Genomic DNA, 12,969 nt, shown 5'->3' on the forward strand with positions numbered 1-12,969 from the left:
ATGTGGGCTATTTGGACAAGAAGCGCATCCCTTCCTCAAGCCCGCGCAACGTCAGCGGATACATCTGATCCTCCACCAACTCCCGCACAATCGCCGTCGATGCCGTATATCCCCAGGTATCTTTCGGATACGGGTTTATCCAGATCAGTTTCTTGTACTTGGCCATGAACCGCTGCATCCACACATACCCAGGCTCCTCGTTCCAGTGCTCGACGCTGCCGCCGGCCTGGGTGATCTCATAGGGCGCCATGGACGCATCGCCGATGAAAATCACTTTGTAATCAGCGCCGTATTTGTGCAGCACATCCTGGGTGGAGGTGCGTTCCGAGGTGCGCCGCTGGTTGTTCTTCCACACCGACTCGTAGACGAAGTTGTGGAAGTAGAAGTACTCCAGGTGCTTGAACTCGGTTTTGCACGCCGAGAACAGTTCTTCGCAGATTTTCACGTGGGCGTCCATCGAGCCGCCGATGTCGAACAGCAACAACAGCTTGATGGTGTTGCGCCGCTCAGGACGCATCTGGATATTCAGCAGCCCGGCGTCGCGTGCGGTGTGGTCGATGGTGCCGTCGATGTCCAGCTCTTCGGCCGCGCCCTGGCGGGCAAACTTGCGCAGGCGGCGCAGGGCGATCTTGATATTGCGCGTGCCCAACTCAACCTGGTCGTCGAGGTTCTTGTACTCGCGCTGGTCCCAGACCTTGACCGCCTTGCCCTGGCGCTTGCCGGCATCGCCCACGCGGATGCCTTCGGGGTTGTAGCCACCGGAACCGAAGGGGCTCGTGCCGCCGGTGCCAATCCACTTGTTGCCGCCGGCGTGGCGTTCCTTCTGTTCTTCCAGGCGTTTCTTGAACTCCTCGATCAGCTTGTCGAGGCCGCCGAGGGACTGGATCTGCGCGCGTTCCTCGTCGCTCAGCGAGCGTTCGAACTCCTTGCGCAGCCAGTCTTCGGGGATCAGCGCCTGCAAATGGTCATCGAGCTTTTCCAGGCCGTTGAAGTAGGCACCGAAGGCCCGGTCGAACTTGTCGAAATGCCGCTCGTCCTTGACCAGGATCGCCCGGGCCAGGTAGTAGAACTCGTCCATGTCGGCGAAGGTCACGCGCTGTTTCAGCGCGTTGATCAGGTCGAGCAGCTCACGCACCGACACGGGCACCTTGGCGGCACGCATTTCATTGAACAGGTTGAGCAACATTATCGATTACCGCGACGGCTCATGAATGCCAGACGTTCCAGCAACTGCACGTCCTGCTCGTTCTTCACCAGCGCACCGGCCAGCGGCGGGATGGCCTTGGTCGGGTCGCGTTCGCGCAGTACCGCTTCGCCGATGTTGTCGGCCATCAGCAGCTTGAGCCAGTCGACCAGTTCGGAGGTGGAGGGTTTTTTCTTCAGGCCTGGCACCTTGCGCACGTCAAAGAACACATCCAGCGCTTCGCTGACCAGGTCTTTCTTGATGTCCGGATAGTGCACATCGACGATTTTCTGCAGGGTCGTGCGGTCGGGAAAGGCGATGTAATGGAAGAAGCAGCGGCGCAGGAAGGCGTCCGGCAGCTCTTTCTCGTTGTTGGAGGTAATGATGATGATCGGGCGTTTTTTCGCCTTGATGGTCTCGTCGATTTCGTAGACGTAGAACTCCATCTTGTCGAGTTCCTGCAACAGGTCGTTGGGGAACTCGATGTCGGCCTTGTCGATTTCGTCGATCAGCAGGATCACCCGCTCTTCGGACTCGAAAGCCTCCCAGAGCTTGCCCTTTTTCAGGTAGTTGCGCACGTCATGCACTTTGTCCACGCCCAGCTGCGAGTCGCGCAGGCGGCTGACCGCGTCGTACTCGTAGAGGCCCTGGTGGGCCTTGGTGGTGGACTTGATGTGCCAGGTGATCAACCTGGCGCCGAAGGACTCGGCCAGTTGCTCGGCAAGCATGGTCTTGCCGGTGCCCGGTTCGCCCTTGACCAGCAGCGGCCGCTCCAGGGTGATGGCGGCGTTGACGGCCAGTTTCAGGTCATCGGTAGCCACATAGGCCTGGGTGCCTTCGAACTTCATCGGTCATTCCTCGAATTCATCAATGCCCGACTATACCGCGCAGCCCCGGCGACTGTGAACGCAGACGGGGCATTCAGTCTCTGAATGACTGGTCACTTCAATCTCTTGGTCACTGGGGGACATGTGGGAGGGGGCTTGCCCCCGATAGCAGTGGTTCAGTTACAGATGTATAGACTGACACACCGTCATCGGGAGCAAGCCCCCTCCCACAGTTTTAATCGGCGCTAGGCTTGGGTTGTTCGTAGCGGGCATTGAAGGCCTGGATAAAGCCATTGCGCAGAATCGCAATAACCGCTGAAAACGCACTGACATTCTGCTGATGCACGCTGCCGCTCAGTTCAACCCGGGTCGCGAACTGGTTCTTGCGCTGGTTCTTCAATACCGTCTCGCTGGCGCCGACCACAGCCTCCCAGATCGAGCGGAAGATGTTCTTGTCTTTGTTTTCCACGTCCTGCTGCCAGTCGAATACTTCGACATCGCGCAACAGCGGTTTGATGTAGCCGCTCAGTTGGCCTTTTTCCGCCTGGGCTTCGACCACCACGTCGCCGGTGCCGGCCTTGAAGTCGAATTTGCCGTAAGCCGAGGCGAAGTCATTCATGCGCTTGAGTTGCAGGTCGCGGGCACGAAAGCGGAACTCGAACTCTTCGAAATCACTCAGCGGGTCAAAGGTGGCGCTGGCTTCCAGCGGCGCCTGGCCTTGCAACAGCGCCTTGCCCTCAAAGCGCGCGTCGCGCTTGCCCTCAACGTCCACCACGTTGGTCAGGTTATAGAGGCTGGCATTGACCCCGGTGGCGTTGATATTCACCTCAGGCTTGGAACTGAAGTTATGAAAGGCGATCTTGCCGTCTTCGATGCGCACTTCGTTGAGGGTGATCGGCAACAACTTGCTCAGTTGTTCCTGCCAGTCGGTGCCTTTACCGGTCTGGGACGCCTGCTTGTTGGCGCCGCCGTCGACGAAGTTGATTTCCGGGCGTACGAAATGCCCTTCGGCCACGACGGCATGGTCGTACCACAGCGAATGCCAGCTCACCGCGAACTCGATCAGCGGCGCCTTGACGAACGGCACCGGCACCTTGCCGTCCACCTTGACGATCTGCAGCCCGTTGATCCGGTAGGCGCCGCGCCACAAGGCCAGGTCCACATCGGCGATTTCGCCACGGTAATCGCCCATGTCGGCGAGCTTTTCATTCAGGTAGTTGCGCACCAGGTAAGGCAGCGCGATGTTTGCGGCAACCAGGACCAGCACCAGCCCGGCGACGGTCCAGAGCGGCCAACTGTAGCGACGTTTCATGGGGCAGTTCTCCTTGCTCGTAGGAGATTGACTGCTGCAAGCGGCGCAACGTTCCTGCGACTGGACGCCTAGTGGCACGAGGCATACCCTTGGGGCCTTTCCGACATTGCCAAACAGGACCCGTCATGAGCCGCATTTTTGCAGACAACGCGCACTCCATCGGTAATACGCCCCTGGTGCAGATCAACCGCATCGCACCGCGCGGGGTTACCATCCTGGCCAAGATCGAGGGGCGTAACCCTGGCTACTCGGTGAAGTGCCGCATTGGCGCCAACATGATCTGGGATGCGGAAAGCAGCGGCAAACTCAAGCCGGGCATGACCATTGTCGAACCCACCTCCGGCAACACCGGCATCGGCCTGGCGTTCGTGGCGGCGGCACGCGGCTACAAACTGCTGCTCACCATGCCCGCGTCCATGAGCATCGAACGCCGTAAGGTGCTCAAGGCCCTTGGCGCCGAGCTGGTGCTGACCGAACCGGCCAAAGGCATGAAGGGCGCCATCGACAAAGCGGGCGAAATCGTCGCCGGCGACCCGAGCACCTACTTTATGCCGGCCCAGTTCGAAAACCCGGCCAACCCTGCCATTCACGAAAAAACCACCGGCCCGGAAATCTGGAACGACACCGACGGCGCCGTGGAGGTGCTGGTGGCGGGCGTGGGCACCGGCGGCACGATCACCGGTGTGTCGCGCTATATCAAGCACACCGCAGGCAAGCCGATCCTGTCGGTGGCGGTGGAACCCGCCGTGTCGCCGGTGATTACCCAGGCGCTGGCCGGTGAAGAGATCAAGCCCAGCCCGCACAAGATCCAGGGCATTGGCGCCGGTTTCGTGCCGAAAAACCTCGACCTGTCGATGGTCGACCGTGTGGAACTGGTCACCGACGACGAATCCAAGGCCATGGCCCGGCGCTTGATGCAGGAAGAGGGCATTTTGTGCGGCATTTCCTGTGGCGCCGCCATGGCTGTGGCGGTGCGCCTGGCCGAGAAACCGGACATGCAGGGCAAGACCATTGTGGTGATTCTGCCGGACTCGGGCGAGCGTTACCTGTCGAGCATGCTGTTCAGTGACCTGTTCACCGACCAGGAAAACCAGGCGTGAATCGGCTGTAGGAGCGAGCTTGCTCGCGAAGAACCTGAGAGCGCCACGTTGAATCAGTCAACCCGCGTTATCGTTGACGTTCTTCGCGAGCAAGCTCGCTCCTACAGGGGGGAGGCGTGTTGATCCAGGTCAGCCGGTCGGCAGGGGCCTTCTGCATAATGCGCCAAGTGTTTATCATGGCCGGCTGCTACGTCTGGTTTCCCCGCGACGGGAAGCTGTTGGCCAGGCGCTTATTTTCAGGAGTTGCTGCATGACCTTTTCTTTGGCCGCCAAACTGTCGGTGTTGCTGCTGTTTATCGGCAGTACGCTGTATGTGCACCTGCGCGGCAAGGCCCGTTTGCCGATGTTGCGTCAGTTCGTCAACCATTCGGCGCTCTTCGCCCCGTATAACGCCTTGATGTACCTGTTTTCCGCGGTGCCGTCCAAGCCCTACCTAGACCGCAGCAAGTTCCCGGAACTGGACGTGCTCAAGGACAACTGGGAAGTGATCCGCGAAGAGGCCATGCACCTGTTCGACGAGGGTTATATCCGCGCCGCCGAAAAGAACAACGATGCCGGTTTCGGCTCGTTCTTCAAGAAAGGCTGGAAGCGCTTCTACCTCAAATGGTACGACAAACCCCTGCCATCGGCCGAAGCCCTGTGCCCGAAAACCGTGGCGCTGGTCAGCAGCATTCCCAACGTGAAAGGCGCGATGTTCGCGCTGTTGCCCGGCGGCAGCCACCTCAACCCGCACCGTGACCCCTTCGCCGGCTCCCTGCGCTATCACCTGGGGCTGTCCACGCCGAACTCCGACGACTGCCGCATCTTCGTCGACGGCCAGGTGTATGCCTGGCGCGACGGTGAAGATGTGATGTTCGACGAGACCTACGTGCACTGGGTGAAGAACGAGACTGACAAGACCCGTGTGATCCTGTTCTGTGACATTGAACGCCCGCTGAGCAATCGCCTGATGACCCGCGTCAACCGTTGGGTCAGCAAGCAACTGGGGCGTGCGACCGCGCCGCAGAACCTGGACGACGAGCGCGTGGGCGGGATCAACCAGGCGTATGCCTGGAGCAAGACCTTCAGCGACAAGTTCAGCGGCCAGGTCAAGCAGTGGAAGCGCAAGCATCCCAAGGCCTATCGCATTGCGCGGCCGGTGTTGGCGGTGGTTGTCCTGGTGCTGCTGTGGAAGTGGCTGTTCGGCTGATCTGAGATCTGGAATGCCATCAATGTGGGAGGGGGCTTGCCCCCGATAGCGGTGGATCAGTCAGCTTATCTTCAGCTGATCCACTGCCATCGGGGGCAAGCCCCCTCCCACATTTGATCTGCAGCGATCTTTAGCTGGCGATCAACTGGCGCAGCACATAGTGCAAGATCCCACCTGCCTTGAAGTATTCCACTTCATTCAAGGTATCAATCCGGCACAGCACCTCAACCTTCTCGCTGCTGCCATCTTCGCGCGTAATCACCAGCGTCAGGCTCATCCGTGGCTCGATCTCGGCATCGGTCAGCCCGAGGATATCGATCTTTTCCTTGCCGGTAAGCTTGAGCGCCTTGCGGTTCTGGTCCAGTTTGAACTGCAGCGGCAGCACACCCATGCCCACCAGGTTGGAGCGGTGGATACGCTCGAAGCTCTCGGCGATCACCGCCTTGACCCCCAGCAGGTTGGTGCCCTTGGCCGCCCAGTCGCGGCTTGAACCGGTGCCGTATTCCTGGCCGGCGATCACCACCAACGGTGTGCCCGATGCCTGGTACTTCATGGCGGCATCGTAGATCGCCATCTTCTCGCCGGTGGCGATATACAGCGTGTTGCCGCCTTCTTCGCCGCCGAGCATTTCATTGCGGATACGGATGTTGGCAAAGGTGCCGCGCATCATCACTTCATGGTTGCCGCGACGTGAGCCGTAGGAGTTGAAGTCCCGTGGCTCCACGCCTTGCTCGCGCAGGTAACGCCCGGCCGGACTGTCGGTCTTGATGTTGCCGGCGGGGGAGATGTGGTCGGTGGTCACCGAGTCGCCGAGCAGGGCCAGTACGTTGGCGCCCTTGACGTCTTCGATCACCGGCAGCGGGCCGGCAATATCGTCGAAGAACGGCGGGTGCTGGATATAGGTGGAATCCGCTTGCCACACGTAGGTCGCCGCTTGCGGTACCTCGATCGCTTGCCACTGTTCGTCGCCGGCAAAGACTTCGGCGTATTCCTTGTGGAACATCCCCGTGGTGACCTGGGCCACCGCGTCGGCGATCTCCTGGCTGCTGGGCCAGATGTCCCTCAGGTACACCGGGTTGCCCTGCCGGTCGTTACCCAGCGGCTCGCTGCTGATGTCGATACGCACCGTACCGGCCAGCGCGTAGGCCACCACCAGGGGCGGCGAGGCCAGCCAGTTGGTTTTCACCAGCGGATGCACACGGCCTTCGAAGTTGCGGTTGCCGGACAGCACCGATGCCACGGTGAGGTCGGCTTTCTGAATGGCTTTTTCAATCGGCTCGGGCAGCGGCCCGGAGTTGCCGATGCAGGTGGTGCAGCCGTAGCCCACCAGGTCGAAACCGAGTGTGTCCAGGTAGTGAGTGAGGCCGGCCGCGTTGTAGTAGTCGGTGACCACTTTCGAGCCCGGCGCCAGCGAGCTCTTGACCCACGGTTTGCGCGTCAGGCCTTTTTCCACGGCCTTCTTCGCGAGCAGCCCGGCCGCCATCATCACGCTGGGGTTGGAAGTGTTGGTGCACGACGTAATGGCGGCGATGACCACGGCACCGTTTTTCAGGCGATAGGTGTTGCCTTCGTATTCGTAGTCGGCCTCGCCCACCAGGTCGGCATTGCCCACGGCGACGCCACCGCCGCCTTCGCTTTCCAGGCGGCCTTCTTCCTTGCTGGTGGGTTTGAATTGCAGGTCGAGGAAATCACTGAACGCCTGGCCCACATTGGGCAGGGCGACGCGGTCCTGCGGGCGTTTCGGCCCGGCGAGGCTGGCTTCGACGCTGCCCATGTCCAGGGCCAGGGTATCGGTGAAGATCGGCTCCTGGCCGGCGTTGCGCCACAGACCCTGGGCCTTGGTGTAGGCCTCGACCAGCTTGACAGTTTCCGCCGGGCGACCGGACAGACGCAGGTAGTCCAGCGTTACCTCATCGACCGGGAAAAAGCCGCAGGTGGCGCCGTATTCCGGCGCCATATTGGCGATGGTGGCACGGTCGGCCAGGGGCAGATCGGCCAGGCCGTCGCCATAGAATTCAACGAATTTACCGACCACGCCTTTTTTGCGCAGCATCTGGGTCACGGTCAGCACCAAGTCGGTGGCGGTGATGCCTTCCTTCAATTTGCCGGTGAGCTTGAAGCCGATCACTTCCGGGATCAGCATCGACACCGGCTGGCCGAGCATTGCCGCTTCCGCTTCGATCCCGCCCACGCCCCAGCCGAGTACGCCGAGGCCGTTGATCATGGTGGTGTGGGAATCGGTGCCTACCAGGGTATCGGGGAAGGCGTAGGTGTGGCCGTCTTCCTCCTTGGTCCACACGGTGCGGCCCAGGTATTCGAGGTTGACCTGATGGCAGATGCCGGTGCCAGGTGGCACCACGCTGAAGTTATCGAAGGCGCTCTGGCCCCAGCGCAGGAAGGCGTAGCGTTCGCCGTTGCGCTGCATTTCGATATCGACGTTCTGCTCGAAGGCGTCGGCGTTGCCGAACTTGTCGACCATCACTGAGTGGTCGATCACCAGGTCCACCGGCGACAGCGGGTTGATGCGCTGCGGATCGCCCCCGGCCTTGGCCACGGCGGCGCGCATGGCGGCCAGGTCGACCACGGCGGGCACGCCGGTGAAGTCCTGCATCAGCACGCGGGCGGGGCGGTATTGGATTTCGCGGTCGGACTGGCGTTCCTTGAGCCAGGCGGCGATGGCCTTGAGGTCGGTGCCGGTGACGGTTTTGTCGTCCTCCCAGCGCAGCAGGTTTTCCAGCAGCACTTTGAGCGACATCGGCAGCTTGTCCAGGTCACCCAGGCTCTTGGCGGCTTCGGGCAGGCTGAAGTAGTGGTAGGTATTGCTGTCTATTTGCAGTGTCTTAAGGGTTCTCAGGCTATCGAGGGATGACATTACATGACTCCTTATGATCCGCACGGCCACGGACCTGACGGGACGAACAGAGCGTTCAACTTAGCGCTGTTTTCATTAGCAGGCTAATAACTGGACTCTATCGCTGAGTCCAAGGTTCCGAACTCGGCTATCATGCGCGCGTTTTCATGACAGGTATTGCGATAGAGCAATCCAGTTGCCAGGAGATTCAATTGAACACCCTTTTTATGCACTGCCGCCCGGGTTTTGAAGGCGAAGTCTGTTCCGAGATCGCGGAACACGCCGCGCGCCTGAACGTGTCCGGCTACGCCAAGGCCAAGACCGGCAGCGCTTGCGCCGAATTTGTCTGCACTGAAGAAGACGGCGCGCAGCGCCTGATGCACGGCCAGCGCTTCGCCGAGCTGATCTTCCCGAGGCAATGGGCGCGCGGGGTGTTTATCGACCTGCCGGAAACCGACCGCATCAGCGTGATCCTCGCCCACCTGCGCGCGTTTCCGGTGTGCGGCAGCCTGTGGCTGGAGATGGTCGATACCAACGACGGCAAGGAACTGTCGAACTTCTGCAAGAAATTCGAAGTGCACCTGCGCAAAGCCTTGCTTAACGCCGGCCGGCTGGTGGACGACCCGAGCAAGCCGCGCCTGCTGCTGACGTTCAAGAGCGGCCGCGAAGTGTTCATGGGCCTGGCCGAGTCGAACAACTCGGCAATGTGGCCCATGGGCATCCCGCGCTTGAAATTCCCGCGTGACGCGCCCAGCCGCTCGACCTTGAAGCTGGAAGAGGCCTGGCACCACTTCATCCCCCGCGAGCAATGGGACGAACGCCTGCACGGCGACATGACCGGTGTCGACCTCGGCGCGGCCCCCGGAGGCTGGACCTGGCAACTGGTCAACCGCGGCATGCTGGTGACTGCCATCGACAACGGCCCCATGGCCGAAAGCCTGATGGACACTGGCCTGGTGCAGCACTTGATGGCCGACGGCTTCACCTTCGTGCCCAAGCAGCCGGTGGACTGGATGGTGTGCGACATCGTCGAGAAGCCCGCGCGTAACGCCGCGTTGCTGGAAACCTGGATCGGCGAGGGACATTGCCGCGAGGCGGTGGTCAACTTGAAGTTGCCGATGAAACAGCGCTATGCCGAAGTGAAGCGTTTGCTTGAGCGCATCGAAGAGGGCTTCAAGGCCCGCGGCATTCGGGTGGAAATCGGCTGCAAACAGCTGTACCACGACCGTGAGGAAGTGACGTGCCACCTGCGTCGGCTCGTGGACGTAAAGAAACCCAAGAGACACTGATACCCAATGTGGGAGCTGGCTTGCCTGCGATAGCGGTATAACCGTCGAAATTGATGTTGAATGTGCCCCCTTCATCGGGGGCAAGCCCCCTCCCACAGGGAGTCGGGTTCGTTTAGGAGTGAAGTATGAGTCTTGAATTGCCCGTTGACGGCACCCTCGACGCCACCGGCCTCAACTGCCCGGAGCCGGTGATGATGCTGCACCAGCACATCCGTGACCTGCCGCCGGGCGGCCTGCTCAAGGTGATCGCGACCGACCCGTCGACCCGCCGCGATATTCCCAAGTTCTGTGTGTTCCTTGACCATGAACTGGTCAGTCAACAAGAAGAGGCCGGCACGTACCTTTACTGGATCCGCAAGAAAGCCGCCGAACCCTTGTAGGAGCGAGCTTGCTCGCGAAAAACGCTGACGATCACGCAGCGCTTCTGGTTTAACGCGGCGCTCTCAGGTTTTTCGCGAGCGAGCTCGCTCCTACAGGGCGCGCGTGAGCGCGGTGCCTGCCCGAATGCGTCGGCGCGCACTGCGCGCCAGACGCACCAGCAGCATGCCCGCCGCGCAACTCAGGCCCACGATCAGGCCCTGCCACAAACCGCTTGGGCCGCTGGGTTCGCCCAGCCAGTCAGTCAACCCCAGGGCGTAACCCACCGGCAACCCCACGCCCCAGTAGGCGAGCAAGGTCAGCAGCATGGTCACCCGGGTGTCCTGATAGCCGCGCAGCGCACCGGCGGCGGTCACCTGGATCGAATCGGAGAACTGGAACAGCGCCGAGAACACGATCAGCATCGATGCCAGGTGGATCACCACCGGGTCGGGGGTGTAGATTGCCGCAATCTGTTCGCGAAACACCAGCATCAGGCTGCAGGACAGGCAGGCATAGGCCAGCGCCGTACCCATGCCGACGCCTGCGGCAAAGCGTGCTTCACGCGGTTCGCCACGGCCCAGGGCCTGGCCGACGCGCACGGTGACGGCCATGCTCAGGGAGTAGGGAATCATGAACACCAGGGAGCTGACATTCAGCGCGATCTGATGGCCGGATACCACCGTGGCGCCCAGGTTGCCCAGCAGCAGGGCGATGACCGCGAAGATGCTCGATTCGGCAAAGATCGCCACGCCAATCGGCAGGCCGATCCCCAGTACGCGTTTGATCACCGCCCATTGTGGCCAGTCGAAGCGCTTGAACAATTCGCTGCTCTGATACGCCGCGCCCCAGCGCGTCCACCCGGCCAGACCGAGCATCATCACCCACATTGCAATCGCCGTGGCCCAGCCGCACCCCACGCCGCCCATGGCCGGCAGGCCGAGATGGCCGTAGATGAAGACGTAGTTCAGCGGAATATTCAGCGCCAGGCCAATCAGGCCCATGACCATGCTCGGCCGCGTACGGCCCAGGCCGTCACTGAAGCAGCGAAACACGTAATACAGCGCAATGGCCGGCATCCCGGCCGCGATGCCATGCAGATAGCCCATGGACGGCTCGATCAGGTCGGGCTCGACCTTCATCGCATGCAGGATCGGCTCGGCGCACAGCAACAACAGGCCGCCGCACAGGCCGACCACCACGGCCAGCCACAATGACTGACGCACCAAAGGCCCGATTTCGTTGAGCTTGCCCGCACCGTAGCGCTGCGCGACTTTCGGCGTGGTGGCCAGCAGGGTGCCAGTCATCAGCAGGTACACCGGGATCCAGATCGAGTTACCCAGGCCCACCGCCGCCAGGTCCTTGGGGCTGACCCGCCCGGCCATCACCGCGTCGACAAAGCTCATCGCGGTGGTTGCCAGTTGGCCGATCATGATCGGCAGGGCCAGCGTCAGCAGGCCGCGCACTTCCCGACGGATGCGGGCGGGGCGGGTGAGGGTAGCGGTAGCGGTGTTCACGTACAGGTGTCCAATCAAAAAGGCAGTCGCAAGGACGGCGGATTCTACGCCTTGACGCAACGGTCAGGAAAAAACCTGTGTTGCTGATTTGTAATGCGACTACACGGGCACCCCCATAACCCATGTGTCACTTCAATCCCATGCCTGTACACTGCTGATCCGCCAAAGGAGCCCGCCATGCTGATTGTTGCCGACGAAAATATTCCGCTGCTCGATGCATTTTTCCAGGGATTTGGCGAGATTCGCCGCGTGCCCGGCCGTTCGATTGACCGCGCCACGGTGGAGCAGGCCGATGTGCTGCTGGTGCGTTCGGTGACCAACGTCAACCGCGCCCTGCTTGAGGGCTCGAAGGTGGGTTTTGTAGGCACCTGCACCATCGGCACCGATCATCTGGACCTCGATTATTTCCGCCAGGCCGGTATCCAGTGGTCCAGCGCACCGGGCTGCAATGCGCGGGGCGTGGTGGATTATGTGCTGGGCAGCTTGCAGACCCTGGCCGAAATCGAAGGGGCCGACCTCACCCGGCGTACCTATGGCATCGTGGGCGCCGGTGAGGTCGGCGGGCGGCTGGTCCAGGTGCTCAAGGGCCTGGGTTGGAACGTGCTGGTCTGCGACCCGCCACGACAGATCGCCGAAGACGGCGACTACGTGAGCCTGCAACAGATCATCGAGCAATGCGACGTGATCAGCCTGCACACGCCGCTGATCAAGTCCGGCAATGGCGCCACCTGGCATCTGTTTGATCGCCAGCGCCTGGAACAACTCAAGCCCGGCACCTGGCTGATCAACGCCAGTCGAGGCGCGGTGGTGGATAACGCCGCCCTGCGCGACGTATTACTTGAGCGCGAAGATCTGCAAGCGGTGCTGGATGTGTGGGAGGGCGAGCCGCAGGTGGATGCTGACCTGGCTGACCTGTGCGTACTGGCCACTCCGCATATCGCCGGCTACAGCCTCGACGGCAAGCAGCGCGGCACGGCGCAGGTCTATCAGGCGTTCTGTGCCCACCAGGGCCTGGAGCCGAGCATCCACTTGAGCGACCTGCTGCCGCAACCGTGGCTGGCCGAGGTGCACCTGAACGCGTCGACCGACCCGGCCTGGGCGTTGGCGACCTTGTGCCGCAGCGTGTACGACCCGCGCCGCGATGATGCGGATTTGCGCCGCAGCCTTGTGGGAACGGTGGACGAGCAGCGCAAGGCGTTTGACTTATTGCGCAAGCACTACCCGGAGCGCCGCGAGATTGATGGCCTTAAGGTGCGCATCAACGGCGAGTCGGCCGTGTTGTCGAACATCGTGACCGCACTGGGCGCGGCCTGCGTTTAGACAGCCAATAAAAAACCCGGCCAC

At 61.6% G+C, this 12,969-nt stretch carries 10 protein-coding genes; 5 read left to right on the forward strand and 5 right to left on the reverse strand.

Features of this window, described 5'->3' with window-relative positions; translation table 11 throughout:
- Nucleotides 1-7: 7 nt before the first annotated feature.
- From BOP93_RS07630 to BOP93_RS07640, 3 genes are all read right to left on the reverse strand, one after another.
- Nucleotides 8-1,186, reverse strand: coding sequence for a vWA domain-containing protein (locus BOP93_RS07630; RefSeq protein WP_065932335.1), 1,179 nt, complete (start codon nucleotides 1,184-1,186; stop codon nucleotides 8-10).
- Entirely contained in the window at nucleotides 1,186-2,031 is an 846-nt protein-coding gene (locus BOP93_RS07635) for an AAA family ATPase (protein WP_003189627.1), read from the reverse strand. The genes BOP93_RS07630 and BOP93_RS07635 overlap by 1 nt, the downstream gene beginning before the upstream one ends.
- Before the next feature lie 214 nt (nucleotides 2,032-2,245).
- Nucleotides 2,246-3,322 carry a DUF748 domain-containing protein gene (locus BOP93_RS07640; RefSeq protein ID WP_104502136.1) on the reverse strand — a complete coding sequence of 359 codons (1,077 nt, stop codon included), beginning with the start codon at nucleotides 3,320-3,322 and terminating at the stop codon, nucleotides 2,246-2,248.
- 125 nt (nucleotides 3,323-3,447) lie between these two features.
- Here BOP93_RS07640 and cysK point away from each other — a divergent pair, with 125 nt between their 5' ends.
- Both cysK and BOP93_RS07650 read left to right on the forward strand, forming a co-directional pair.
- Nucleotides 3,448-4,422 carry a cysteine synthase A gene (gene cysK, locus BOP93_RS07645; RefSeq protein ID WP_104502137.1) on the forward strand — a complete coding sequence of 325 codons (975 nt, stop codon included), beginning with the start codon at nucleotides 3,448-3,450 and terminating at the stop codon, nucleotides 4,420-4,422.
- Nucleotides 4,423-4,672: 250 nt separating this feature from the next.
- Complete coding sequence (locus BOP93_RS07650; protein WP_104502138.1) at nucleotides 4,673-5,611, forward strand: aspartyl/asparaginyl beta-hydroxylase domain-containing protein; 939 nt, start codon at nucleotides 4,673-4,675, stop codon at nucleotides 5,609-5,611.
- Nucleotides 5,612-5,741: 130 nt separating this feature from the next.
- Here the strand turns inward: BOP93_RS07650 and acnA are convergent, their stop codons facing one another.
- Nucleotides 5,742-8,483: an aconitate hydratase AcnA gene (gene acnA, locus BOP93_RS07655; protein ID WP_104502139.1), complete on the reverse strand. Its 2,742-nt coding sequence runs from the start codon at nucleotides 8,481-8,483 to the stop codon at nucleotides 5,742-5,744.
- A gap of 191 nt (nucleotides 8,484-8,674) precedes the next feature.
- Here acnA and rlmM point away from each other — a divergent pair, with 191 nt between their 5' ends.
- Complete coding sequence (gene rlmM / locus BOP93_RS07660; RefSeq protein ID WP_065895781.1) at nucleotides 8,675-9,751, forward strand: 23S rRNA (cytidine(2498)-2'-O)-methyltransferase RlmM; 1,077 nt, start codon at nucleotides 8,675-8,677, stop codon at nucleotides 9,749-9,751.
- 125 nt (nucleotides 9,752-9,876) lie between these two features.
- Entirely contained in the window at nucleotides 9,877-10,131 is a 255-nt protein-coding gene (gene tusA / locus BOP93_RS07665) for a sulfurtransferase TusA (RefSeq protein ID WP_065886327.1), read from the forward strand.
- A 90-nt stretch (nucleotides 10,132-10,221) separates the two neighbouring features.
- On the opposite strand, the gene BOP93_RS07670 is transcribed toward tusA, so the two are convergent.
- A complete protein-coding gene (locus BOP93_RS07670; RefSeq protein WP_104502140.1) occupies nucleotides 10,222-11,625 on the reverse strand; it encodes an MATE family efflux transporter in 1,404 nt (467 codons plus the stop codon).
- 177 nt (nucleotides 11,626-11,802) lie between these two features.
- Here BOP93_RS07670 and pdxB point away from each other — a divergent pair, with 177 nt between their 5' ends.
- The gene (gene pdxB, locus BOP93_RS07675) at nucleotides 11,803-12,945 is read left to right on the forward strand and encodes a 4-phosphoerythronate dehydrogenase PdxB (protein WP_104502141.1); all 1,143 of its coding nucleotides are present in this window, start codon (nucleotides 11,803-11,805) and stop codon (nucleotides 12,943-12,945) included.
- Nucleotides 12,946-12,969 lie beyond the last annotated feature (24 nt).

The sequence above is a fragment of the Pseudomonas orientalis genome, from assembly GCF_002934065.1.
Taxonomy (GTDB): Bacteria; Pseudomonadota; Gammaproteobacteria; order Pseudomonadales; family Pseudomonadaceae; genus Aquipseudomonas; species Aquipseudomonas orientalis_A.